Source organism: Sporosarcina sp. NCCP-2716 (genome assembly GCF_023707985.1).
Classification (GTDB): domain Bacteria; phylum Bacillota; class Bacilli; order Bacillales_A; family Planococcaceae; genus Sporosarcina.
This window is the reverse complement of record NZ_BRCF01000002.1, coordinates 133,128-157,157: the sequence shown is the minus strand read 5'-3', so window position 1 is coordinate 157,157 and position 24,030 is coordinate 133,128. Positions and strand designations below refer to the sequence as shown.

Here is a 24,030-nt window from a genome sequence, read left to right as displayed (position 1 = left end):
GCATGAACCGTATTAAAGCAACCGTTGCATACGACGGGACGCATTTCTCAGGGTACCAATCCCAGCCGGGGATGCGGACCGTCCAATCTGACATCGACAGAGTCTTGCGCAAGCTCCATAAGGACGACTCGGTCTTCAGCGTGGCGAGCGGGCGCACGGATGCCGGTGTCCACGCGTACGGCCAGGTGATCCACTTCGATACCCCGCTGTCGCTCACAGTGGACAAGTGGGTGACGGCGCTGAATGTGCTGCTGCCGAAAGATATCCGCATCCTCGACGCAGCGCAGGTGAGCGAAGCATTCCATGCCCGCTATTCGGCGGCCGGGAAAACGTATCAGTACCGCTGGAGCCGCAGCCCGATCCAAAGTCCGTTCGAGCGGAACTACGCCGTGCATCTCGGGAGATGGGATCCGGATATCGGACGGATGCGGGAAGGGGCGGTCCGTCTGCTCGGCACGCACGATTTCACGAGCTTCTGTTCATCGAAAACAGCCACATCCTCCAAAGTGCGGACAATCCGCAAGCTGGAGTTCGAGGAGCACGGCGATCAGCTGATCATGACGATCGAAGGCGACGGCTTTTTGTACAATATGGTGCGCACAATCGCCGGAGTCCTGTACGCTGTCGGCATCGGCTGGGACGAACCGGCTCACGTCACGGAAATCCTTGAGGCGCGCGACCGGAAACGGGCCGGTAAAACCGCGCCCGCACACGGATTGTACCTGATGGAAGTGACATACGGGGAGTAAGCAACTTTTCCAGGTGTTTTAACTAAATTCGCTTGACTTTACAGGGGAATCCCGGTAAGATTATCAATGGTATTTCAATAACCCCACAAAAAAGCCCCGAAACTTTCTTTGTGTTTAAGGGATAGAGAAAACGGAACAGACTGAAACTCATTTTAGGAGGAACTGAAACTATGCGTACAACATTCATGGCAAAAGGCCACGAAGTAGAGCGGAAATGGCTCGTTGTCGACGCTGAAGGACAAACGCTTGGACGTCTGTCTTCAGAAGTCGCTTCACTGCTTCGCGGTAAACATAAACCGACATTCACACCACACGTTGACACTGGCGACCACGTCATCATCATCAATGCTGAAAAAATCCACTTGACTGGTAACAAACTGAAAGACAAGAAATACTACCGTCACTCTGGATACACTGGCAGCATCAAGTCACGTACAGCACTTGAAATGCGCACAAACTATCCGGTGAAAATGCTTGAATTGGCTATCAAAGGCATGCTTCCAAAAGGACCGCTTGGCCGTCAGACTGCTAAGAAACTTCATGTATTCGCTGGATCTGAGCATACACATGCAGCACAAAAACCAGAAGCATACGAGCTTCGCGGGTAATTAAAGAGGAGGAAACACTTTTGGCACAAGTACAATATATCGGCACTGGCCGACGTAAAAGTTCAACAGCACGTGTACGTTTAGTTCCTGGTGAAGGCAAGATCACCATCAACAAACGCGACGCGGAAGACTACGTACCATTCGAAACACTTCGCGAGATCATCAAGCAGCCGCTTGTTACAACTGGTACACTCGGCAGCTACGATATCCACGTCAACGTAAGCGGCGGCGGATACACTGGCCAAGCCGGCGCAATCCGTCACGGCGTAGCTCGTGCATTGCTCACTGTAGACCCTGACTTCCGTCCAGCTCTTAAATCAGCTGGTCTCCTGACACGTGACCCACGTATGAAGGAACGTAAGAAATACGGTCTCAAAGGCGCACGTCGTGCACCACAGTTCTCGAAGCGATAATCTTTGCATCCCCAGCCTCTTTCCGAGTTTCTCGGAAAGGGGCTTTTTACGTGCGCTCGGATACGCTGTGGTAGGCGGGTCTAGTGCCCGGTTGAGGGCGAATTGGGGATCATCGGTCACTAAGGGTGGGCGCTAGTGCCCGGTCGTGTGTGAATCGGGGGCTATCGGTCACTAGGGAGATGCTCTAGTGCCTGGTCGTGTGCGAATCGGGAGTTCTCGGTCACATGGGGATGCTCTAGTGCCCGGTCGTGTGTGAATCGGGGGCTATCGGTCACTAGGGGGATGCTCTAGTGCCGGTCGTGTGTGAATCGGGAGTTTTCGGTCACTTGGGAGCGTTCTTTGTGACCGGGGTCGTCAAGTCGATAGGTCGTCGGTAAGAAAGAGTGCGCCCTACTGCCCGATACTTCGTGCGAATACGACGCCTAGTCAAAAGGCGGAGCAGAGCGGAGCCCACCATTCAAGAAATTGCTGAAAGGCGGATATGTCGCGAGCATTCTGCCGCCGATGCATGGAGCGGCGTGTCGCGGGAGCAGGGTTGGATATGCGAACTTACCGAAAAGGAAAGATGGGATGTCGGCTGGGCAATAGGGGGCGGCTGTTGTCCCCGATCGCATGTGATGTTGAGGTTCTCGGTCACTAGGAAGCAATCTTAGTGACCAGACACAAGTATTTTGAGCGCTGGTGGGCAGTAGGAGACGGCTCAAGCGCCTGCTGAAGTAAATACAGGCAGTCTACAGTCTGAAAGGACCGGTTTGATTGCCCGGTAATGTATTTCGGGATATTTCGGGCAGTAAGCTTCTGCTTTCCATCTGAAATTTGCGTCCGTATAGTAATTCAGATTATTTTAACGAAAAAGAAGGGTTTTACAATCTGCATGGAGAATAGAGAAAGACACGAGACTCCCCCCAACTCAGCGGTTCATGCCGAAGAGTGTCTCCTTCCTGAGATAGCAAAATGAGATGAGGGGAGAGGACGGACATTACGATCATATATAAAGACAGATTGGACGGCAGGGAACTTAGTTTGATGCAGCTGCTGGATAGCCGGATGGCGATACCGGAGGCAGAGAGTCGAAGGTTCCAGAACTTGAAAAAAGGTATTGAAGGAGAAAAGCGGTTCGATTCACTGACGGAGACAATTCAAAATGGAGTCTTGCTGCTGCGTGATCTTTGCCTGGAGTATCAGCATTCCATTTTTCAGATTGATACACTGATGATTTCCGAGAAAAAGATCTACTTGTTTGAAGTGAAGAATTATGAGGGAGAGTACGTGTTTGAAAACGGGGAATTCCGGGTTCTTGCGAGCGGACAAGAGATCCTCAATCCCCTGCATCAGCTCAATCGCAGTGTCACCCTGTTGCGGTCTCTGCTGAATTCCTTAGGATTCCAGATACCGATACAGGGATATCTCGCGTTTGTAAACGACCAATTCACGCTGTATCAGGCGCCTGCGGAGGGTCTGATCCTTCTGCCATCTCAATTGAAGCGATTCATGGCACACATTGATCGAACACCTTCCATTCTGGACAGCAGGCACGGGAAGATCGCGGAACGTTTGCGCGAAAGGCATTTGCCGAATCCGCCAAATGAACGGCTTCCGAAGTATGAGTATATTCAACTGCGGAAGGGCATTTTGTGCCGAGACTGCCGGTCATTCATGGAACGGAAGGGCGCTCAGTTGGTGACATGTGCAACATGTGAAACCGCAGAATCAGCGGAACATAGTGTCCTTCGGAGTGTTGGCGAATTTGTGCGATTGTTTCCGGATAAGCGGATTACAACAGGCCTCATACAAGATTGGTGCCGTATTATCGATTCTCGCAAGTCGATCCGCCGCGTGCTGAGCCGCCATTATAAAGCAAGTGGCGGACGCAGATATCGATACTATATAGTTGAGAAAAACCGCTGATTGGCGGACGAGCATTCACTGGACATTTGTCTGGTGAATGCTTTTTTATTTTCATATTTCTGCTGTCGCTTGCGCCGAGAAAGGAGTGCGTCTAATGCCCATCAACACGCAGATTGTATACGCCCGGTCGCTATGGACGCTCCTTATTGCCTGTCCGCTGTCTGAATGCACAGGGACGGTCACAAGGGCTGCTCTCTATTATCCGATAACGCGCAGAGTATACACTTGCGGTCACTAGAGTTGCTTCCTATTGCCCAACGTCCTGTGAAATGTACGCACCTGGTCACTAAAGCAAACTTCTTCTGCCCAGACGGCGCTTGTTCCGTCGCATTCAGTCAGTTGCCGGAGCAGTTTTGTCCCGCGGCAAGATGTTATATGCTCCAAAGATAATAAGTTCGCGATAAATGTGCACTTCAGCAATTCAAAACCGAGATTGAATGGTGGGCTCCGCCTTTTGACCGGGCGTATGATCCGCTCGGGGTATCGGACAGTAAGGCACTTTCCTTGTTACCGACGACCTGCATCATGCCCGTGCCCGGTCACAAGGCCGGCTCCCTAATGCCCGTCGACATCTAAAATGCACATGCCCGGTCACAAGGCCGGCTCCCTATTGCCCGATGACACCCGAAACGCGCATGCCCGGTCACAAGGCCGGCTTCCTAGTGCCCGCCAACACCCCAAATGCCCACGTCCGGTCACAAGGCCGGCTCTCTATTGCCCGCAGACACCCGAAATGCACACGTCCGGTCACTAGGGCCGCTCTCTATTGCCCGGCGACACCTGAAATGCACACGTCCGGTCACAAGGCCGGCTCTCTATAGACCGTCGACATCCAAAACGCACACGTCCGGTCACAAAGGCGGCTCCCTAATGCCCGTCGATACCCAAAACGCGCACGTCCGGTCACAAGAGCCGCCACACCTCGCCTCACCACGCCCGCCGCGAATGCGGAATGAAAGAAGCGGCGTCCGATTTCTGTTATACTAAGAAACCATAACGTCAAGTGCAGGCCGCCGCCGTGCGGCCGGAGAACCGGATTGTCTGGAGGGAAAGCTGTGAGTCTGATTCGCCACTGGCTGTTGGGCTATGGGATGAGCGTAGTGATGGCGAATGCATTATCATACATAATCCTCATCGCGGGGATTGCGCTCCTCTGCCTGATTGCCAACCTGATAACGAAAAAAGTGCTGATCCGCCTGATTACGCATTTTCTGAAGAAACACCGCTTCCGGTGGGATGAATACTTGCTGAAGCGGAATGTGTTCCGTGTGATGTCCCACTTCGTGCCGGCGCTGATCATCTATTCATCGGCTCCAGCGTTTCCAGCGTATCAGCATGCGATCGAGACGGCGGCACTGACGTATTTGGTCGTCGTGATGCTTGTAGCGATCAGCCGGCTGCTGAGTGTGCTGAATGATATTTATCAGACGTATGACATTTCAAAAACGAAGCCGATCAAAGGCTATATCCAGGTGATCAAGCTGGTCGTCATCATTGTCGGTGTCATCATCGTCATTGCAAGATGGGTGGGCGAGAGTCCGGCCATCCTGCTAAGCGGAATCGGTGCGCTGTCGGCTGTCTTCCTGCTCGTGTTCAAAGATTCGCTGCTCGGTCTCGTTGCGGGGATCCAGCTGTCGGCGAACGACATGGTACGGGTCGGCGACTGGATCGAGATGCCGAATTACGAGGCGGACGGGGAAGTGATCGACATTTCGCTGAATACGGTGATGGTGCAGAACTTCGACCGCACCGTAACGATGATCCCGAGCTATGCACTGATCTCCAGTTCGTTCAAAAACTGGCGGGGTATGCAGGAATCCGGCGGCCGCCGGCTCATGCGTTCGCTGACCATCGACATGACGAGCATCCGGTTCTGCACGCCGGAGATGATCGAACGTTTCAAACAGATCGACCTTCTGGCAGCCTACATCGGCAGCCGGGAAAAGGAGATCGCCTCCTACAACGAAGCGCACGGCATCGTGGAAGGGAAGGGCATTAACGGCCGCGCCCTGACGAATATCGGCGTATTCCGGATGTATATCACCCAATACTTGAGGAATCATCCGCAGATCGACCAGGATGCGGCGCTCATCGCCCGCCAGCTCGCTTCGGATAAGGACGGGCTGCCGCTGCAGATCTATGCGTTTGCGAAGACGACGCAGTTCGCCGTCTATGAAACGATCCAGGCGGATATCTTCGATCATCTGTTCGCTGTTGTCGAAGACTTCGGGCTGCGCATCTTCCAGAGTCCGGCCGGCAACGATGTTAGATGGCTGAAAAGCAGCGCGTTGGAACAGAAAGAATAAAGGAGGAGTTTCAAGGGAATGGATTTATTTGACTGGCATACGCTATTCGATTTTAATAAAACGATCGACCTGGGGAAGCTATTGGAGCTGGCCGTCCGCCTCATCCTCCTGATTGTGGTGTTCTCGATCGTCCTTCCGCTGGGCAAGAAGATGATCAGCACGGCGATCCACAAAACTTCGCTGTCGAAACGGACGAAGCCGAGCCGCGCGAAGACACTGGACAGGCTGTTGCTCAACATCTATTCCTATGTGATCATCTTCCTCTTCATCGCATCCGTCCTGTCGCTGTTCCACATCAACATCGGCCCGCTCATCGCAGGGGCCGGCGTGGTCGGTCTCGCGATCGGATTCGGGGCGCAGGGGCTCGTGAGCGATGTCGTCACCGGATTTTTCATTCTGCTGGAGCAGCAGATGGAAGTCGATGACTATGTCACGGTTTCAAGCATCGACGGGGTCGTTGAGGAAATCGGGCTGCGCACGACGAAAGTGCGCGGCTTTGACGGGACGCTGTACTATTTACCGAACCGGGTGATCCAGAGTGTCGCGAACCATACGAGGGGCAATATGCGGGCGCTCATTGACGTGACGGTGAACTATGAGACGGATATCGACCAGGCGATCGGCGTCCTGAAGCAAGTGTGCGGCGAGTTCCAGCAGGACAGCCGCTTCAAGGACGGGCCGAACACGATCGGTGTCCAGTCCATCGACGGATCTGATGTCGTCCTGCGGGTTATCGGACAGGTGGAGAACGGCCTGCAGTGGGCATGTGAGCGGGACCTCCTGAAGGCAGTCAAGGAAGCATTCGACCAGGCGGGCATCAAACCGTCCTGATCGCTGGAAGCGCGTCTGAGGGAGAAGCGGATGCATGGACGGATCGGCCTGCAGGTGTGTATGATACGTGTAGCGAAAGTACAGGAGGCGTTCAGCAGATGAAAGAGATTACAGCAAGTGAACTCGAGAAGAAATTGGAAGAGGGCGAGCACGTCAACATGATCGACGTCCGCGAGGCCGATGAGATTGCGACAGGCAAGGTCATCGGTGCTGTCCATATCCCGCTCGGCGAGATTCCTGCACGGCTCGACGAACTCGACAAGACGAAGCCGTATACGCTGATCTGCCGTTCCGGCGGCCGCAGCGGGCGGGCCGCTGAATTTCTCGAGTCGGAAGGCTTCGATATAACGAACATGACAGGCGGCATGCTGAGCTGGCAGGGTCCGATCGAATAATGGTGCAGTAAAGGCGTTCTCCTATTCAAGGGGAACGCCTTTTCCATGCCGTCATAATGGGGACGTCCCTTGCGTATAGTGGGTGAAAAAGGCGGTGTCCTATGAAACGTGCTGTAATCATTTGTTTATTGTTAGTATGTTCGCTTGGAGTGGTCTGGATGGGGGTCGGCGCTTCCGACCGGGCGTTCTTCATGCCTGCAGAGCTTGCAGGGGTGAAGGTGATGGTCGATGCGGGGCACGGCGGCGAAGACGGAGGAGCGTCCACCGAGGCGCTCATCGAGAGTGACATTACGCTGTCCATTTCGCACGAAGTCGAGAAACGGCTGAAGCAGAAGGGCGCGACAGTCGTCATGACGCGGACGAAGCCGGGGGATGCGATCGCGGAACACGCGCCTGACCAGGAATTCAAGTCGATGCGCGACCGGAAGTTCGAAGACTTGAAGATGCGCGTGAAACTCGCGGAAACGGAAGAGCCGGATATCGCTGTCAGCATCCACGTCAATGCGATCCCGCAGACCCAGTGGCGGGGCGCCCAGGTCTTTTATCATCCGGAAGGGCATGAAGGCGGAGAGGCGCTCGCCAAGTCCATCCAGAGTGCGTTCAAGGACGGCCTGAAGAACACCGACCGGGAAGCGATGAAGATCAAAGGCGTCTACTTGCTGAAAAACATCCAAGTGCCGTCGGTCATCGTCGAGACGGGGTTCATCTCCAATCCGGAAGAGCATAAGCTGCTGGCGGATCCGGCCTACCGGAAAAAGGTCGCGGACGCCATTGTGGAGGGGATTGTCCGGCACCAGCAGCTGCAGATGAACTAAGGAGCGAAACGCCTTACGCGGGCATTTGGTTGTGCTATACTTGGGGGTGGATGTACTAAACCTCTAAGGAGTGTTTCGTTATGATGAAGGAAGAAAACATGCGTGAAGTAGTTGGCAAACTGAGCGATCCTTTTTTACATAAACCGTTGAAGGAAACAGGGGGCGTCGTCAGTGTGACCCTGAAGCCTGAGAAAAAACATGTGAGTGTAAAATTGGCGATTGCGAAGATCAACACCGCTGAACAGATGGCCTTGCAGTCAAAAGTTGTCGAAGTGCTGAAAGCGGCAGGTGCCGACTCGGTCGGAATCCGATTTGAAGAATTGCCGCAGGAGACGCTCGAAAAGTTCCGGGGGACTGCGGATGCTGCAGAAGCGCAGGATCTGCTGTCACCGCTGAATGATGTGACGTTCATCTCCATCGCTTCCGGAAAAGGCGGCGTCGGGAAATCGACCGTCTCGGTCAACTTGGCAGTGGCGCTTGCCCGTCTCGGCAAGAAGGTCGGCCTGATCGATGCGGATATCTATGGCTTCAGCGTGCCGGATATGATGGGCGTGACCGAATCACCGGTCATCCGAGGCGACCGGATCATTCCAGTCGACCGCAAAGGCGTGAAGATGATCTCGATGGGCTTCTTCGTCGAAGACAACGCACCTGTCGTCTGGCGGGGGCCGATGCTCGGGAAAGTGCTCGATCAGTTTTTCCGTGACGTGGAGTGGGGCGATCTGGACTACATGATCCTCGACTTGCCGCCGGGCACCGGGGATGTCGCGCTCGATATCCACCAGATGATTCCCGCATCGAAAGAGATTGTCGTTACGACGCCGCATCCGACCGCTGCCTTCGTTGCAGCCCGGGCGGGAGCGATGGCGCTTCAGACAGAACATGCGCTGCTCGGCGTGATCGAGAATATGTCCTGGTTCGAGTCGAAAGTGACGGGTGAGAAAGAGTATGTCTTCGGCACAGGCGGCGGCAAGCGGCTGGCGGAAGAACTGCGCACCGAATTGCTCGGGCAGATCCCGCTCGGTCAGCCTGACTGGGACGAAGCGGATTTCGCACCTTCCGTCTATGCGGAAGACCACCCGATCGGCAGTATCTATCTGGAGATTGCCCGCAGAGTGATCGACGAAACGAATAAATGACAAAAAGCGGAGGGGAATCATTCCCCTCCGCTTTCCCCTTTGTCTTCCTTCTTCTTCTCTTTCTCCTTGTCTTTTTTCTCCACCGGCTTCACTTCCCCGGCCTGGAGGATCAGCTCCTGCCATTTTGCCTGGAGGAGCGGGCTGCTGATCGTCTCTTCGATCGCTTTCTGGAATTCCTTTTTCAATGAGCCGGAGTGCAGGATGTTCTCCAGCTGTTTCTGCATGTCCGGCGTCCCGAAGAACTCTTCCATCTCTTTCTGGAAGGAGGCGTCGTTCATGAGTGACTTCATGATTTCCTGCTGCTGGTCTTTCATGCTTTTGGCGATCGTCTTCTGGAATTTCGGATCGTTGAATGTATCTTTCCAGAACTCTTCCCCTTCTTTCGACAGCAGGGTGGACTCGATGGCGGATGTGATCTCCGGCTGTTCGAGCACCAGCTGTTTCCTGAATTCCTCTTCCGACAGCAGCTGGCGGATCGCCTTTTTCCCTTCTTCGGTCTGGATGGCGTCCGTCATCATTTTTTTTGTGTCGTCATAAGAGGGGGAAGTGCTCGCCGGGCTCGTGCAGGCTGACAGGAAGAGCAGGGACAGGATCAGGAGCGGCGCAAACTTTTTCATAGGTTCAGTATCCCTCCGCAGGCTTTTCGATTATTGTTCACATCTTTCGCGGGATTATGCAAAGACGGTCACATGACATGGATTTTTCCGCACATCGCTGTTACACTGGAAGCAGTAAGAAAAACGGAGGAACGCTGTTGTGACTATACGAAATTGGATGAAATTCTTTATACGTGCTTTGCTGCTCGGCGGCGGGATCACAGGGCTTGTCGGGCTGATCGTCCGCTGGGAGTTCTTTTCTTCCTACTTGTCCTCAGGTGAGATTTTTCAATTCATCGGCGCGCTGCTGTGGATGATCTTTTTAGGCTTCACGATGAGTGTTATCGCCCAGATGGGGTTCTTCGCATATTTGACGATCCACCAGTTCGGTGTGAACCTGTTCAGGACGCTGACGCTGTGGAACTGGGTGCAGGTGCTGCTGATCGTTGTCGTCCTTTTTGACCTGGTCTTCTTCCGCTTCCGCCTCACTTCAGGCGATACCGGCCGGACTGTCCTGTATATGGTGCTGCTTGCCATACTGGTCGGGACCGCTGCTGTCACTGCCTGGTTCAAGGCACAATGGACGAAGAAGCACATTCTGATCTCCGCCCTGTTCTTCATGATTGTCATTACGACACTCGAGTGGCTGCCGGCACTGATGGTCCGCAGCGGCGAAGTCGATACGTGGGTGACGATCATGCTGTTCCCGCTCATCGCCGTGAACGCCTATCAGCTTTTGGCGCTGCCGAAGTACAACCGCAAATCCGATGAGGACAAAGCGAGACTCGACGCACGGAAAGCGGAACGGAGAAAACAGAAAGCCGCAAACGTGAAATGACGAAAAGCGCACATGCCGGAAGCCGGCTGTGCGTTTTTCCTATTCGGGGATCTTTCTCGTTTTGACTGTCGTGGCGAATAGGACGTCTTCGACGGATTGGAAAGTACGGCTTGCCAGCAGCTCATCCAATTCCTTGACCGATACGTGCTGGCTGTCGTCGAGCGGGACGGCTACGATCTCCCCTTTCTGCTGTGCGGGGAGCTTGCCGCCCTTCCAGCGGACGGTGGATCCGAGGGCATTGACCTCTTCCTTCCACAAGGAGCTGCAGAGTGAGTCCGGGAAGTGCTCGTCCTTCGTGCGGAACCAGAGCGGCTTCTTATCGAACAGCGCAGCAAATTCCGCAATTTCGCGGCCGAGAAGCGCAGGGTCTTCTTCATAGGAGGCGCCGGCACTTCCGAGGAGGGCGACAGGGATGTTTTTCTTTACGATGAGACGGGCCGAGTCCGGGAACCGTTCCGCCCATGACGGATCGATCATCAGCAGCGGGTAGGGGGCCTCCAGACGGGCGAGCCATTCTTCGACGGGTTCATCCCCGAACGACAGGTCAATGGTCAGTGCGGATCCTTGGGTCCCCCTTGTGATGACGTCCGGTTCCTTCACGACGTGGAACACCTGAAGAATCTTCGGCGCGGTAATAGTGGCGGGCAATAGAGCGAACAGCAGCGCGCAAAGCGCTAGGGTGAAAATTACTTTCTTCAGCACGGCGGGCCCCTTTCATCTGGAGATACTACTGTACTTTATGAGAAGGTCTTGACCATTATGCGGCGCCGTGCTATTATGTAAAAGTCCTCAGCCGGGCAGCAGGTTTTTCAATAGATGCTTGCTTTCCGAGAAGGATATGATATAATTTTTCTTGTCCTTGAAAATCATATAACACTATTCCGCAGTAGCTCAGTGGTAGAGCAATCGGCTGTTAACCGATCGGTCGTAGGTTCGAGTCCTACCTGCGGAGCCATTTCCATGTCCTTGCTTCCATAGCTCAGCAGGTAGAGTGCTTCCATGGTAAGGAAGAGGTCACCGGTTCGAATCCGGTTGGAAGCTCCAGTTTTCGATTTCCGTCATACATAGAATGACGGCCCCTTGGTCAAGCGGTTAAGACACCGCCCTTTCACGGCGGTAACACGGGTTCGAATCCCGTAGGGGTCACCATGTTTGTTCCAGTTTCATACTGATAAGTGCTGTTGCCATGCACACTTATCTGATTTTCTTTGGTGGGGTAGCGAAGTGGCTAAACGCGGCGGACTGTAAATCCGCTCCCTCCGGGTTCGGCGGTTCGAATCCGTCCCCCACCACCATTTCAATTGAATAACTTTGATGAAACAGGGTATTCTGTAAGAGAACCCACACGGCGCAGTGATGAGCCGATTTTTTTCATTATTGGGGTATAGCCAAGCGGTAAGGCAACGGACTTTGACTCCGTCACTCGTTGGTTCGAATCCAGCTACCCCAGCTAATCTTTGTGAACCTTTCCACTGATCGTGGAAGGGTTTTTTTGTGACTTCTTCCACTGAATAAATATTCTAAAAAATGCGCGGTTGAGCCATTTGCCTGAAGCGGCTACAATAAAAACGACACACAAAGTAAACTTCAGGGGGAACGATTAATGAACGAACAAATGAATATTTCACTTCTTGGTGTACCGCTGGACTACGGACAAAGCCGCAGAGGCGTAGATATGGGGCCGAGCGCCATCCGTTATGCAGGAGCGAAGGAGCGTCTGGAAGCGATCGGGCACAGCGTTACGGATACAGGTGATGTCAACATTCCGGCAGGGGAGCGCGTCGGACAGGAGACAAGCGGTTTGAAGAACTTGGAGGAAGTGACAGCAGCCTGCACGGAACTTGCAGAGCGTGTGTCTGAAATCGTGAAATCCGATCGGTTCCCGCTTGTGTTCGGAGGCGACCACAGCATGGCGATCGGCACACTTGCCGGTCTTGCCGACCATTACAGCAACCTCGGTGTCATCTGGTATGATGCCCACGCGGATATCAATACAGGAGACACGTCGCCATCCGGCAATATCCACGGCATGCCGCTTGCTGCAAGCCTCGGAATCGGCCATGAGCGTCTCGTCAACCTGTACAAAGATGGCCAGAAGATCAAGCCTGAAAACGTCGTCATTATCGGCGCGCGGTCCGTGGACCCGGGCGAACGGGAAATGATCAAGGAATTGGGCATCCGTGTGTTCACCATGCACGAAATCGACCGTGACGGCATGACGGCTGTCATGAACGAAGCGATCAGCTATTTGAAATCACGCAATATTGACGGACTTCACCTGTCACTCGACTTGGACGGCCTTGACCCGCTGTACACACCAGGCGTTGGAACGCCGGTACCAGGCGGAATCAGCTACCGGGAAAGTCATCTCGCAATGGAGATGCTCCAGGATACAGGTCTCCTGACATCTGCTGAATTCGTGGAAGTCAACCCGATCCTCGACGACAAAAATGCCACTGCGGATGTAGCAGTCGGCCTGATCGGTTCGCTGTTCGGCGAAAAACTGCTGTAAACCGCTGCAGGACAACTGAATAACCGGCTGCCCGTACGCTTCACGAGAGTGACGCATACGGGCAGCTTTTTTATGTGTTGTCAAGCTTTAGAAAAAACAGAGAAAAATATCCGGGAATTTGGTAAAATAAAATGTGGAATGAATGAAACCTGTAGACCCCTTCATCCGTAGAGGAAGGGACAGCCGCAGTGGAAGCGGAGGATGAGAGTCGTTGGATGAATTGATCAATAAACGGATAAATGAAGTTTTGCAAGGCAACCAGGACGCCTTTGAAGAGATTGTACTCCTGTTTCAGCATCGCTTGTACCACGTCTGCTATCGGATGCTCGGCAGCCGGGAAGAAGCACAGGACATTGCCCAGGAAGCATTTGTCCGTGCGTATTCCAACCTTCACACATTCGATCAGAAACGCAAGTTCTCCACGTGGATTTTCCGGATTGCGACGAATCTCTGTATCGATAGGATCCGGAAGAAGAAACCGGATTACTCGCTGGATGCGCAAGTCCCGGGTACAGAGGGGCTCGATATGTATTCGCAGATCGCCGCGGCGGATGAACTGCCGGAAGACGAAGTGGAACGGATGGAGACCCAGGAACGGGTCCAGTACGAAATCGGCCGGCTGCCGGAGAAATACAGGTCGGTCATCACGCTCCGTTACATGGAGGAACTCCCGCTGCAGGAGATTGCGGATATCTTGGATCTGCCGCTCGGCACTGTCAAGACGAGGGTGCACCGGGGGCGGGACGCTTTACGAAAACAGATAGGTACAATGTAGGAGGGATTAGGATGACTAAATGTCCGATTGAAGTTGTCCAGTATATGCACGAGTACCTGGATGGAGAGATTGCGCCGGAATACGAGCGCGAGCTGCAGGATCATCTGAAGACATGCGGGGACTGCAGGCAGCTTTTCGACGAGCTGAACGGCACGGTCACTTTCTTGAACCTGGCACAGCCGCTCGAAGCACCGGAAGGGTTCGCTGCCGGTGTCATGGCGAGCCTGCCGAAAACGGGCCGCAGGAAGAAAACAGGGGCGAAACGCTGGCTGCGCCAGCACCCGATGCTGTCGGCAGCCGCGCTATTCCTCGTTTTAATGAGCGCAGCCCTCTTCTCCAGCTATAATACAAACGAGCAATTCTCCGTCACGATGCAGCCGAACCTCGTCATCGAAGGGGATACGGTCGTCGTGCCGGCGGGTGAAGTCGTCAAGGGCGACCTTGTCGTCAAAAACGGCGACTTGCGGATCGAAGGCGAAGTCGACGGGAATGTCACCGTGATACGCGGAGAGAAGTACATGGCGTCCACCGCGGTCGTCACGGGCAATATCGAAGAGATCGATGAGCTGTTCGACTGGCTCTGGTATAAGATCAAGACCGCCTTCAAAGGCCTGAAACCGGAGAAGACGGAACCACCTATCGATGAATGAGACGGGCCGAGCCCGTCTCTTTTCGTATCCGCAACTTCCCGGCCGCGCACACCGTCTGAATACTGTACGGCCAGTGCTGTATGGTATACTGAAGGTACACTGGAAATTTGTCTGTAAAGGTAGGGGAAGCGCATGCCGGATTGGGGAATGATTACGAATATGAACGCGGTGGAAGTATTGAAATCCATTTTGGATGTGCTTCTCGTCTGGTTTGTGGTCTACAAGCTCATAACAATTATCAAAGGAACAAAAGCAGTCCAGCTGCTGAAAGGGATCTTCGTAATCCTGATTGTCCGGATTCTGACGGATCTGCTCGGTCTCGATACGCTCAAGTGGATGGTGGAGCAGGTGCTCACGTGGGGATTCCTCGCCATCATCATCATCTTCCAGCCGGAACTGCGCCGCGCACTGGAACAGCTGGGCCGGGGCCGCCTGTTCGCCCGGACGCAGATGCAGGAAGAAGAAGAGCGTGACCGGCTGATCGAGGCCTTCACGAAGTCGGTGAGCTACATGGCGAAACGGCGGATCGGCGCACTGATCACCGTGGAGAAAGAGACGGGGCTCAGTGAATACATCGAGACCGGGATTGCGATGAATTCGTACATATCCTCGGAACTGCTGATCAACATCTTCATCCCGAATACACCGCTGCATGACGGAGCGGTGATCGTACAGAAAAACAAGATTGCGGCCGCCGCCTGCTACTTGCCGCTGTCGGAAAGCCCGTTCATTTCCAAAGAACTCGGGACCCGGCACAGGGCGGCGCTCGGTATCAGTGAAGTGACAGATGCCTTCACGATCGTCGTTTCCGAAGAGACTGGCGCGGTCAGTGTCACCATCGACGGGGACATCAACCGGAACGTATCGATGGAAGAATTCGAACGCATCGTCCGCCAGGCATGGTTCGGTGATACGGCAGCTGTCAGTGCAGTAAACTCCATTTGGAAATGGGGGAAGCGGAAAAATGGATAAATTCATGGACAGTCCCTGGTTTTTACGGATGACAGCCCTGGCACTTGCGCTGTTCCTGTTCTTTTCCGTCCGTGCTGATCTGGAAAAGACATCGCGCGCAAATGCCGGTGACACGGCCGATACGATCATGGACGTGCCGGTCGAAGTGTATTATGACAACGAGAACTATGTAGTGACAGGCGTGCCGGAGACCGTCAACATGTCCATCAAAGGACCTTCGAACCTCGTCCAGTCTACGAAGCTCATGAAAGACTTTGCACTGAAAGTCGATCTGCGGAGCATGCCGATGGGCAGACATACCGTGCAGATCCAGCACGAGAATATCTCCGATAAGCTCAACGTCAAGCTCGATCCAGCGACCATCGAAGTGAACATCGAAGAAAAAGTAACGAAATCCTTCCGCGTCGATGCGGAAATGAACGATAAGATGCTGGCGGAAGACTACACGCTCGTCAAGATGGAAGTGGATCCATCGGTCATCGAAGTGACTGGCGCCAAAAGTGTCGTGGATGAGATCAGTTTTGTCAAAGTCTCCGTGACAGGGGAAGAGGAGATCAGCAAATCCTTCGAACAGAAGGGCCGCGTACGAGTGCTCGACCGGGATCTCAACAAATTGAATGTAGCGATCGAGCCGGAAGAAGTGACGGTCAAAGTGGAAGTCGAAGCGTATCACAAAGAAGTCCCCGTTGTCGTGAAACCGACGGGCAAGCCGAAGGACGGGGTCACTGTGAATTCACTCGTGGCGGATGAGAAGACCGTCACCTTGTATGGTCCCCGTAAGACCATCGATGCGGTGGAACAAGTGACCGCCACTGTCGATGTCAGCGGGATTTCAGGGAACGGCAAGCAGTCGGTGGACATCGCGAAACCGAAAGGCGTCACGAAGATGTCTGCCGACAAAGTCAATGTCAACGTGGACGTGAAAGTATCATCCGAAGCAGCGGATGACGACCCGGACGGCGAAGCTGCAGGTGACGAAGCGCAAGTTCCTGAAACGGACGGCGACAACTCGGATCTTGCGGCGGGCACCGATACAGACAATACGCCTGAACCGCCGGCTGCACAAAAAAAAACGAAAAAATTCACCGGTATCCCGATCGGCCTGAGAGGGCTGGATCCCCAATTCAGCGGCAAGATCACGAGACCTGCTGACGGGACGGCGACCTTGACCGTGACAGGCGAGGCCCAGGCTGTCGATGCATTGACAGCCGCCGATGTCAGCGTGACGGCGGATGCCGGTTCGATTGCCAGTGCTGGTGAACATACTATTGGTGTTAGCGTACAAGTACCAGAGGGTATACAGTACGAGGTGAATTTGAAAGATGTCACAGTGATGATTGAAATGGCATAACAGAACGCACAACCGATAGGATCGAAAGGGAGAATGAAAATGACTAAGTATTTTGGTACCGATGGGGTACGTGGCGTTGCAAACACGGAGCTGACTCCGGAGCTGGCGTTCAGACTTGGCCGTTTCGGCGGTCATGTCCTCACCCAGCACTCAGTGGAAGGGGCACGTGTCCTCGTAGGGAAAGACACGCGGATCTCCGGTCAGATGCTCGAGAGCGCACTGATTGCAGGCTTGCTGTCGACAGGTGTGGAAGTCATGACACTCGGTGTCATCAGCACGCCGGGCGTCGCGTACCTGACACGGGCGATGAACGCACAGGCGGGTGTCATGATTTCCGCATCCCACAATCCTGTCGCTGACAACGGCATCAAATTCTTCGGGGCGGACGGGTTCAAACTGTCCGATGCACTCGAAGCGGAAATCGAAGAACTGCTGAACGCTGAAGAAGATACACTGCCGCGTCCGGTCGGCGGAAATGTCGGGACGATCACGGAGTACTTCGAAGGCTGCCAAAAATATATCCAATACTTGAAACAGACGATCGACGGGGACTTCGAAGGCATGCAGATCGCCCTCGACTGTGCACATGGAGCAACTTCCACGATCGCGACACACGTATTTGCCGACCTGGAAGCGGACCTTACAACAATGGGCGCGTCGCCGAACGGACTGAATATCAATGACGGTGTCGGCTCGACCCATCCTGAAGAGCTCGCAAAGCTAGTCGTGGAGAAGAATGCGCAGATCGGTCTGGCGTTCGACGGGGACGGGGACCGCGTCATCGCAGTCGACGAAACAGGCGCAATCGTGGATGGCGACCAGATCATGTATGTGATCGGCAGCTACCTGAACTCGAAAGGGGCGCTCCATTCGGATACGGTCGTCTCAACGGTGATGAGCAACCTCGGCTTCTACAAAGCACTCGAAGAACACGGCATGCACAGCGCCCAGACAGCAGTCGGGGACCGGTATGTCGTGGAGGAGATGCGGAAGAACAACTACAACTTCGGCGGTGAACAGTCGGGCCATATCGTCCTGCTCGACTACAATACGACAGGTGACGGCCTGATCACCGGGCTGCAGCTCGTCAACATCATGAAGCGCACGGGCAAGAAACTGTCCGAGCTGACACAGGGAATGACGATCTATCCGCAAAAACTCGTCAACGTGCGGGTGAGTGATAAGCATAAGGTGACGGATAACGCATCAGTCGCCGCAGTCATCAGCGAAGTGGAGCAGGAAATGTCCGGCGAAGGTCGCGTCCTCGTCCGCCCGTCCGGCACGGAGCCGCTCGTACGGGTCATGGTGGAAGCGCCGACCGAAGAGGCATGCGAACGGTACAGCTCACGGATCGTGGACACTGTACAGAAAGAAATGGGTATCGAGTAATCATACAATTCAAGAACTGAAGTTATCCGGTAATACGGGGCTTCAGTTCTTTTTCAAAAAGGCTGCGGGGACAGCCTGGGGAATGGGAATGAGGAGGTGTTGAAGTGGATTACGCGAAATATCAGAGACTGCTCTCCGAAAAGGTGGAGACGTCTTTCGTCCAGTGGAGCCAGCAGAAGACAGTGACGGAATCGGAATTATATACATTCCTGCATACGCTGAAAGGGACGTCGGGGACGATCGGGCTCACCGATCTCGCCGAATTCTGCAGTGCCCACCTGGACATCCTGTCGCCGGAAGACGAGGCAGGCATACCGGTGTCTTCCCTGAAAAACTTCAAGAAGAACATCCGGATGCTCGTCAACGGCAGCGAGAAGAAGGATCGGGGCAATCTGGTGCCGGACGTCTATTCACAACGGTTCGACCAGAATACATTCGTCCTCGTCATCGACAATGACCTGGAATTCATCTCGTTTGTGAAGGACTTGCTGGAACAGCTGGGGGCACAGGTGCTGGTCGCCCTGAATGGCGCCCGCGGCATCCAGCAATTCTATGACATGAAGCCGAATCTCCTGATGATCGACTTGGAACTGCCCGATATGACGGGCATCGACGTCTACAGGAAAATCCAGGAGACCGCGAGCGACCGCCATGTGATCTCGATGCTGATGAGCAGCAGCCGTACCGATGACGTCATCATCCAAACATACGAAGCAGGCATGATGGACTGTATCCGGAAACCGCTCGACCTCCGGCTGTTCCTGCCCTATCTGTTCAACCGGGAGACGCTGCGGAAAACGATCGGCCAGTCGATCACAACCGACGGGCTGACAGGGATCGGGAACCGGAAACGGCTGAGCGAAGTGCTGGAATACTTCGAGAAGATGGCAATCCGTGCCGGTGAGCCGTTCTCGGTCGTCATGATCGATCTGGATCACTTCAAATCGGTGAACGATACATACGGCCACCATACGGGGGACGAAGTGCTGAAGCGGTTCAGCAGCATCGCCCTCCAAGTGAAGCGCGAGACGGACGGGATCTTCCGGTTCGGCGGCGAGGAGTTTGTCCTCGTCATTTCGGGAGGGGAAGAAAAGGCGTTCACCTTGACGGAACGGCTGCACAGCGCGTTCAATGAGCAGGAGTTCCAGGCAGGCGGCCGCACATTCTCCGTGACATTCTCCGCAGGTATCGCGGAATATGCCCATAACACCGATGAACTGCTCGTAGAAGCCGACCAGGCACTGTATCAGGCGAAGCGGTCCGGACGCGACCGGACGGCGGTCTACGAAAAAGCGATGGCGGAGATGAAGCGGAGACTGCAGGTGATCATCGTCGACGATGACCTGCTCATCCGCACGATGCTGGAAGAAGAGCTGGCGGGCTGGACGCTGCCGGGCGTCGATCTGTCCGTTCGCCTGTTCGAAGACGGGGTGTCTTTCCTGGCAGCGGACTGGTACGATTCCGAAACGAGTTTCATCGTCCTGCTCGACGGCATCATGCCGGGCATGGACGGCTTGGAAGTGTTGGAGCGGCTCAAACGTCGGAAGGATGCCAACAACATCCTCGTGTCGATGATGACCGCCCGCACGAGCGACGAAGACATCAAGTCGGCCCTCCGTCTCGGCGCAGATGATTATCTGATGAAACCTTTCCAAAAAGAGGATGTGCTGGCACGCATCCAGAACTTAGCATCGAGAATGTTTTAACGGACAAGGGGGAGCCTGGCATGAGCGAAGGCAAACGGATCTTAGTGGTGGATGATGAAGAAATCCTGAGGATGCTGATCGCGGATACGCTGTCATTCGAAGGATATGAAGTGGAAGAGGCGGCGGACGGCCAGGAAGGGTTCGACAAGGCGGCTGCCGGCGGGTACGATGCGATCCTTCTCGATTACATGATGCCGAAACTGACCGGCCCCGAAGTGCTCGAACAGCTGGCACCGCTCCAGCTCGGGATACCGGTCATCATGCTGACGGCCAAAGCCCAGGCATCCGACCGGGAGCTGGCGCAGCGTCTGGGGGCCGATTATTTCATGCCGAAACCGTTCAGTCCGGCTGAACTGGTTGCACTCGTGCAGCAAGTGCTCGAAGACCCGATCAGACAATGAAGAAATGCCGTACTGCCTAGACAGGGAGTGCGGCATTTTTTTGTTCAATTTGTGGGGGAACGCTCAAGTGACAGGAGAAACGCTCAAGCACCCGCGTGGAACGCTCAAGCAACAGGAGAAGCGCTCAAGCAGCAGCGGGGAACGCTCAAGCGCCAGAGGAAACGCTCAAGCAGCAGGAGGAAACGCTCAAGCAGCAGGAGGAAACGCTCAAGCAACAACGGGAAACGCTCAAGCACCAAAACAAAAAAGCCCGGGCATCCACCCGGGCGTATTACTATTACTCCTCTTCCTGCAGCGGATACAAAATCCGTCCATCATCGGCATGCAATGCCTGGGCGACAGTCTCGGATAATGTCCGCAGCGGATACGGCTTCGTCATGTAATGGTCGATCGAGAACTTGCGGGTCAGCTGCTCCTCACGCTCCAGCGCAGAAGAAATGATGATCGGGATACGGCTGGTAACGGGATCTTCCTTCAGCAGGCGAATCAGATCCCAGCCGGTCCGCTCCTCAGGAAGCAGCAGATCGATCACCATGCAGTCCGGCACATGCTCTTTAGCGTAAGCGAGCGAGTGGGCGACATCCTGGAAGCGGATCACTTCATACTGCTGGTTCTTCAGCTCCTCCTCCAGCAGGAGTGCGATGCTCGCATCATCTTCGACGACCGCGATCACCGGGAGGCCGGTATGCTCCGCGGGTTGTGCCTGCAGCGGCAATAGCGGCAGCGTGAAGCTGACGGCCGTGCCGACATTCTCCTCGGAAGTGACGGAAATCTCCCCGCCGTGCTTTTCGATGATCTTCCGGCAGATGGCGAGCCCGAGTCCGGTCCCGCCGATCTTCCGCCGGTAGGTGTTATCGAATCGGTAGAACTTCTCGAACATGTGCTTCAGCTGATCGGCCGGAATCCCGATCCCTTCATCCTGCACGGTCACTTTCAGGTCGTTCCCTTGGGCTTCGAGCGTCACCGTGACGGTTCCGCCGTCCGGAGAGAACTTGACCGCATTACTGAGCAGATTGGTGAATACTTGGATCAGCCGGTCCCCGTCGGCCAGGCATTGCGTCCGGCCGGTGAGACGCACGAGCCGGATATCATGGGAATGCTGGACAGCCAGCGTCTGGATTGTCTGATCCGCAATTGCCGCCACGTCCACTTCTTGCATCATATACTCCTGATTGCCCGATTCCATACGCTGCACATCGAGGAAATCATTGATGAGCGACGTGAGCCGCTTCGCTTCCTTATAGATGGCGTCCAGATAGCGGGACTGCCGGTCGCGGTCCATCACCTTGCCGATCAGCAGCTCAGTGAAGCCGAGGATGCTCGACAAAGGGGTCCGCAGTTCGTGGCTGACAGTGGAGACGAGTTCGGTTTTCATCTTATCGACTTCGAACGCCTGCGTAATGTCGCGGTGTACGAACAACGTGCCGATCCGGTCGCCGCCGTAATGGACAGCCGACCGGTAAAGAGCGATCACTTTCGGGGAATCACCGGCAAGTGTATAGACCGTTTCCGCCAATCCGTCCGCCTGTCCGTCGAGCGCCTGGCGGGTGAACTGCAGCAAGCTGTCCGGCTCTTCCGTAAGGGCCGCTAGCCGCTCCGCCCAGTCCGGCATCGCAAGTTCCTCTGCCGGCAGCTGCAGCAAGTTCGCCAGCGCATGGTTCACTTGGACGGGAGCCTCCTCCTGGGAGATGAACTGCACCCCTTCCGCGAGGTTGTCGAGGATCGTCTGGTTCAGCTGGCGTTCCCGCCGGATCGTATTGTACTGATCGGCCCGGTCGATGGCGAGGGCCACACGCTTCGTCAAACTGTACAAATCCTCCTGATCGTCTTCGGAGAACGGCCGGTGGCGGCGGGTGAGCACGAACAGGGCATTGTACGAACCGCCTTCCACCGCAGGCCCGGCGAACAGATCGTAGACGGCCGTCCCATCGTCAAGAGTCCGTTCCAGCTGGAAGTACGGTTCCGTCGTCAGCCGATCCATCGCTTCGAGCGACCGGCCTTCATCGTATGCACCATACGCCTCCTCGGAGATGCCATGCAGCACATGCAGGTCGTTCGCCGGCACGTAGACGATCCCTTTGTCGATGACGAACAGCGTATCCAAGTAGCGCAATGTCGCTTCTGCAATTTCCCGGATATTGTCGGAGAACGAGATCTCATGGCTCAGCCCGTTGTAGCGCTCCATCCGGATTTTTGCATAGCGGGCTTCCGACAGCGCATCCTCCAGCTGACGCTGATGGCTGAACAGCTCATCCTGCTGGGAAAGGAGTTCGTCCTGCTGTGACAGCAGTTCCTCATTCTGGGCGACGAGTTCCTGTTCCTTGACCTGGATGGTCCCCATCATGCCGGCAAACGAACGGGACAGGGAACCGATCTCATCCTGACGGTTGTCCGGCGTATAATTGACGTCTTGGTCCTCCACGTACCGCTCGGTCGCAGCGGTCATCAGTTCGATGGGGGTAATGAGACGGCGGACAACACGCCAGCTGAGCAGGATGAGGAACAGCAGGCCGCCTACGCCGATCGCTGCCATGGTGATGTACAGCAGATTCAGCTGCTGCTCGGACTGTTTGTAGAACTCATCCCTGGCATCATCCGCTTGTTTGCCATACCGATCCGCATACTTGATGAATTGGTTGACGGACAAGTTGGCACCGCTGCTGGACAGTTCGCGCAGCCCTTCATAGTTATCATCTTCAACCAGCTGGACGGCTGCCGGCAGCACGGCCGACTCGTAATGGTCGATGAACACCATGATCTCCTGTGCGAACTGTTTCTCCTTATCGGTCAGCGGCAGCTCCAGCAGGCGCTCGTTCTCCTCCCGGATATGACCGAGGGTTTCGTACGCCATATCCAGTTCGCTCTCCATTTTGAACGCATAGAACCCGCGCGCCCGGAAGAACAGATTGGAGATGCTGTCCGACAGATCCCCGATCACTTCTGCCTTTTCCGTCTGCTGCTTCAGCGCTGCCTCGTTCTTCTGGATGGCCGACGTACTGTAGAAGTACGCACAGCCGAGCAGCACCATCATGACAGCGAAAAGAAGTGTGATGATTTTAATGAAAGAATTCCGAATCCCTTGTTTGCGCACGCGTGCACCTCATCCTGAAATAGTTGTTGAGAGACGTTTCAATAGATACCCATTATATCGGCATCTGTGCAAACCCCGTAAAGCCCCCTGCATGAAAAAACTTTCCCGCGCGTGACGGGAAAGACAGGTGGATGAGCCATCTCATTCAAATATATACTTCAATGCTTTCAGCGCCTGATCGGGTGTTTCGACCGTCACTTGTGCTTTGCGTGATAGCTCCTTCAGCGCATGGTGGTGTTCGTGCGGACGGATCAGGATGAGAGGCTTGCCTGTTGCGACCGCTGCGCTCGCATCCATCGCGGTGTTCCACTGCTTGTATTTCTCCCCGAACAGCGCAATGACCAAGTCACTCTTCGCAAGAAGCAGCTCCGTCCGCAAGTTGTTGAAGCTTGAAGCGGCTGCGTCCTTCGCGACAGCGTCATGCTGTTTGCCGAGGATCTCCTCCCCGATATTATCCGAACGATCATGGTCTTCCATCGGCCCGTAGAAGACGACGGGCAGCCGGAGCGCCTGTGCTTTCTGTTTGATCTCCTCCCGCCATGAGCTGTGGATCTCTCCTGCCAAGTAAACCGCCAATTCCAATCC

22 protein-coding genes and 5 tRNA genes are annotated in these 24,030 nt (G+C 54.8%); 23 read left to right on the top strand and 4 right to left on the bottom strand.

Translation table 11 applies throughout. The features are described from left to right. Nucleotides 1–2: 2 nt before the first annotated feature. The 9 genes from truA to NFU03_RS04510 all read left to right on the top strand — a co-directional run bounded on the left by truA (nucleotide 3) and on the right by NFU03_RS04510 (nucleotide 9,164). Nucleotides 3–749, top strand: a complete 747-nt coding sequence (truA, locus tag NFU03_RS04550) for a tRNA pseudouridine(38-40) synthase TruA (RefSeq protein WP_251636481.1) — start codon at nucleotides 3–5, stop codon at nucleotides 747–749. A gap of 170 nt (nucleotides 750–919) precedes the next feature. Further along, nucleotides 920–1,357, top strand: coding sequence for a 50S ribosomal protein L13 (gene rplM / locus NFU03_RS04545; RefSeq protein WP_251636480.1), 438 nt, complete (start codon nucleotides 920–922; stop codon nucleotides 1,355–1,357). Nucleotides 1,358–1,377: 20 nt separating this feature from the next. Further along, nucleotides 1,378–1,770 carry a 30S ribosomal protein S9 gene (rpsI, locus tag NFU03_RS04540; protein ID WP_251636479.1) on the top strand — a complete coding sequence of 131 codons (393 nt, stop codon included), beginning with the start codon at nucleotides 1,378–1,380 and terminating at the stop codon, nucleotides 1,768–1,770. A gap of 1,026 nt (nucleotides 1,771–2,796) precedes the next feature. Continuing rightward, nucleotides 2,797–3,678 carry a nuclease-related domain-containing protein gene (locus NFU03_RS04535; protein WP_251636879.1) on the top strand — a complete coding sequence of 294 codons (882 nt, stop codon included), beginning with the start codon at nucleotides 2,797–2,799 and terminating at the stop codon, nucleotides 3,676–3,678. A gap of 1,055 nt (nucleotides 3,679–4,733) precedes the next feature. Further along, nucleotides 4,734–5,984 carry a mechanosensitive ion channel family protein gene (locus NFU03_RS04530; RefSeq protein ID WP_251636478.1) on the top strand — a complete coding sequence of 417 codons (1,251 nt, stop codon included), beginning with the start codon at nucleotides 4,734–4,736 and terminating at the stop codon, nucleotides 5,982–5,984. 18 nt (nucleotides 5,985–6,002) lie between these two features. Next, the gene (locus NFU03_RS04525) at nucleotides 6,003–6,815 is read left to right on the top strand and encodes a mechanosensitive ion channel family protein (protein WP_251636477.1); all 813 of its coding nucleotides are present in this window, start codon (nucleotides 6,003–6,005) and stop codon (nucleotides 6,813–6,815) included. A gap of 98 nt (nucleotides 6,816–6,913) precedes the next feature. Further along, nucleotides 6,914–7,210, top strand: a complete 297-nt coding sequence (locus NFU03_RS04520; RefSeq protein ID WP_251636475.1) for a rhodanese-like domain-containing protein — start codon at nucleotides 6,914–6,916, stop codon at nucleotides 7,208–7,210. A gap of 101 nt (nucleotides 7,211–7,311) precedes the next feature. Then, nucleotides 7,312–8,025 (top strand): N-acetylmuramoyl-L-alanine amidase, encoded by a 714-nt coding sequence (locus NFU03_RS04515; protein ID WP_251636473.1) that lies wholly within the window; start codon nucleotides 7,312–7,314, stop codon nucleotides 8,023–8,025. A gap of 80 nt (nucleotides 8,026–8,105) precedes the next feature. Next, nucleotides 8,106–9,164 (top strand): Mrp/NBP35 family ATP-binding protein, encoded by a 1,059-nt coding sequence (locus NFU03_RS04510; protein WP_251636471.1) that lies wholly within the window; start codon nucleotides 8,106–8,108, stop codon nucleotides 9,162–9,164. Between the two features lie 17 nt (nucleotides 9,165–9,181). Here NFU03_RS04510 and gerD read toward each other — a convergent pair whose 3' ends face one another. After that, on the bottom strand, nucleotides 9,182–9,781 hold the full coding sequence (gene gerD / locus NFU03_RS04505) for a spore germination lipoprotein GerD (protein ID WP_251636470.1): 600 nt from the start codon (nucleotides 9,779–9,781) through the stop codon (nucleotides 9,182–9,184). A gap of 139 nt (nucleotides 9,782–9,920) precedes the next feature. On the opposite strand from gerD, the gene NFU03_RS04500 reads away from it, so the two are divergent. Next, nucleotides 9,921–10,598 (top strand): KinB-signaling pathway activation protein, encoded by a 678-nt coding sequence (locus NFU03_RS04500; protein WP_251636469.1) that lies wholly within the window; start codon nucleotides 9,921–9,923, stop codon nucleotides 10,596–10,598. A 39-nt stretch (nucleotides 10,599–10,637) separates the two neighbouring features. Here the strand turns inward: NFU03_RS04500 and NFU03_RS04495 are convergent, their stop codons facing one another. After that, nucleotides 10,638–11,300: a polysaccharide deacetylase family protein gene (locus NFU03_RS04495; RefSeq protein ID WP_251636468.1), complete on the bottom strand. Its 663-nt coding sequence runs from the start codon at nucleotides 11,298–11,300 to the stop codon at nucleotides 10,638–10,640. Between the two features lie 178 nt (nucleotides 11,301–11,478). On the opposite strand from NFU03_RS04495, the gene NFU03_RS04490 reads away from it, so the two are divergent. The 13 genes from NFU03_RS04490 (at nucleotide 11,479) to NFU03_RS04430 (ending at nucleotide 20,354) form a co-directional block, all read left to right on the top strand. Continuing rightward, nucleotides 11,479–11,553: transfer RNA gene (locus NFU03_RS04490), tRNA-Asn, on the top strand. Between the two features lie 13 nt (nucleotides 11,554–11,566). Then, a tRNA-Thr gene (locus NFU03_RS04485) sits at nucleotides 11,567–11,642 on the top strand. 30 nt (nucleotides 11,643–11,672) lie between these two features. After that, nucleotides 11,673–11,747 (top strand) — tRNA-Glu (locus tag NFU03_RS04480). Nucleotides 11,748–11,808: 61 nt separating this feature from the next. Continuing rightward, nucleotides 11,809–11,893, top strand: a tRNA-Tyr gene (locus NFU03_RS04475). 83 nt (nucleotides 11,894–11,976) lie between these two features. Then, nucleotides 11,977–12,048, top strand: a tRNA-Gln gene (locus tag NFU03_RS04470). 153 nt (nucleotides 12,049–12,201) lie between these two features. Next, nucleotides 12,202–13,110, top strand: coding sequence for an arginase (rocF, locus tag NFU03_RS04465; RefSeq protein ID WP_251636467.1), 909 nt, complete (start codon nucleotides 12,202–12,204; stop codon nucleotides 13,108–13,110). 211 nt (nucleotides 13,111–13,321) lie between these two features. Beyond that, nucleotides 13,322–13,885 carry an RNA polymerase sigma factor SigW gene (sigW, locus tag NFU03_RS04460; protein ID WP_251636466.1) on the top strand — a complete coding sequence of 188 codons (564 nt, stop codon included), beginning with the start codon at nucleotides 13,322–13,324 and terminating at the stop codon, nucleotides 13,883–13,885. 11 nt (nucleotides 13,886–13,896) lie between these two features. Further along, entirely contained in the window at nucleotides 13,897–14,535 is a 639-nt protein-coding gene (locus tag NFU03_RS04455) for an anti-sigma factor family protein (protein WP_251636464.1), read from the top strand. Nucleotides 14,536–14,667: 132 nt separating this feature from the next. Further along, nucleotides 14,668–15,507 (top strand): diadenylate cyclase CdaA, encoded by an 840-nt coding sequence (cdaA, locus tag NFU03_RS04450; protein WP_285835411.1) that lies wholly within the window; start codon nucleotides 14,668–14,670, stop codon nucleotides 15,505–15,507. Continuing rightward, nucleotides 15,500–16,858 carry a CdaR family protein gene (locus tag NFU03_RS04445; protein WP_251636463.1) on the top strand — a complete coding sequence of 453 codons (1,359 nt, stop codon included), beginning with the start codon at nucleotides 15,500–15,502 and terminating at the stop codon, nucleotides 16,856–16,858. Before cdaA ends, NFU03_RS04445 begins: the two co-directional genes overlap by 8 nt. A 39-nt stretch (nucleotides 16,859–16,897) precedes the next feature. Then, a complete protein-coding gene (gene glmM / locus NFU03_RS04440) occupies nucleotides 16,898–18,247 on the top strand; it encodes a phosphoglucosamine mutase (protein ID WP_251636462.1) in 1,350 nt (449 codons plus the stop codon). 104 nt (nucleotides 18,248–18,351) lie between these two features. Continuing rightward, on the top strand, nucleotides 18,352–19,953 hold the full coding sequence (locus NFU03_RS04435; RefSeq protein ID WP_251636461.1) for a GGDEF domain-containing response regulator: 1,602 nt from the start codon (nucleotides 18,352–18,354) through the stop codon (nucleotides 19,951–19,953). A 20-nt stretch (nucleotides 19,954–19,973) separates the two neighbouring features. After that, entirely contained in the window at nucleotides 19,974–20,354 is a 381-nt protein-coding gene (locus NFU03_RS04430) for a response regulator transcription factor (protein ID WP_251636460.1), read from the top strand. 277 nt (nucleotides 20,355–20,631) lie between these two features. Here NFU03_RS04430 and NFU03_RS04425 read toward each other — a convergent pair whose 3' ends face one another. Together NFU03_RS04425 and NFU03_RS04420 are read right to left on the bottom strand one after the other, a co-directional pair. Beyond that, on the bottom strand, nucleotides 20,632–23,445 hold the full coding sequence (locus NFU03_RS04425) for an ATP-binding response regulator (RefSeq protein WP_251636459.1): 2,814 nt from the start codon (nucleotides 23,443–23,445) through the stop codon (nucleotides 20,632–20,634). Nucleotides 23,446–23,586: 141 nt separating this feature from the next. Continuing rightward, complete coding sequence (locus NFU03_RS04420; protein ID WP_251636458.1) at nucleotides 23,587–24,027, bottom strand: YtoQ family protein; 441 nt, start codon at nucleotides 24,025–24,027, stop codon at nucleotides 23,587–23,589. Between the last annotated feature and the right edge of the window lie 3 nt (nucleotides 24,028–24,030).

Excerpts from the sequence above, each read along its gene's own strand:
- truA (WP_251636481.1), top strand. The coding sequence starts at position 3 with ATGAACCGTATTAAAGCAACCGTTGCATACGACGGGACGCATTTCTCA.
- rplM (WP_251636480.1), top strand. The coding sequence starts at position 920 with ATGCGTACAACATTCATGGCAAAAGGCCACGAAGTAGAGCGGAAATGG.
- NFU03_RS04535 (WP_251636879.1), top strand. The coding sequence starts at position 2,797 with ATGCAGCTGCTGGATAGCCGGATGGCGATACCGGAGGCAGAGAGTCGA.
- NFU03_RS04525 (WP_251636477.1), top strand. The coding sequence starts at position 6,003 with ATGGATTTATTTGACTGGCATACGCTATTCGATTTTAATAAAACGATC.
- NFU03_RS04520 (WP_251636475.1), top strand. The coding sequence starts at position 6,914 with ATGAAAGAGATTACAGCAAGTGAACTCGAGAAGAAATTGGAAGAGGGC.
- NFU03_RS04515 (WP_251636473.1), top strand. The coding sequence starts at position 7,312 with ATGAAACGTGCTGTAATCATTTGTTTATTGTTAGTATGTTCGCTTGGA.
- NFU03_RS04510 (WP_251636471.1), top strand. The coding sequence starts at position 8,106 with ATGATGAAGGAAGAAAACATGCGTGAAGTAGTTGGCAAACTGAGCGAT.
- gerD (WP_251636470.1), bottom strand. The coding sequence starts at position 9,781 with ATGAAAAAGTTTGCGCCGCTCCTGATCCTGTCCCTGCTCTTCCTGTCA.
- rocF (WP_251636467.1), top strand. The coding sequence starts at position 12,202 with ATGAACGAACAAATGAATATTTCACTTCTTGGTGTACCGCTGGACTAC.
- NFU03_RS04455 (WP_251636464.1), top strand. The coding sequence starts at position 13,897 with ATGACTAAATGTCCGATTGAAGTTGTCCAGTATATGCACGAGTACCTG.
- cdaA (WP_285835411.1), top strand. The coding sequence starts at position 14,668 with ATGCCGGATTGGGGAATGATTACGAATATGAACGCGGTGGAAGTATTG.
- NFU03_RS04445 (WP_251636463.1), top strand. The coding sequence starts at position 15,500 with ATGGATAAATTCATGGACAGTCCCTGGTTTTTACGGATGACAGCCCTG.
- glmM (WP_251636462.1), top strand. The coding sequence starts at position 16,898 with ATGACTAAGTATTTTGGTACCGATGGGGTACGTGGCGTTGCAAACACG.
- NFU03_RS04430 (WP_251636460.1), top strand. The coding sequence starts at position 19,974 with ATGAGCGAAGGCAAACGGATCTTAGTGGTGGATGATGAAGAAATCCTG.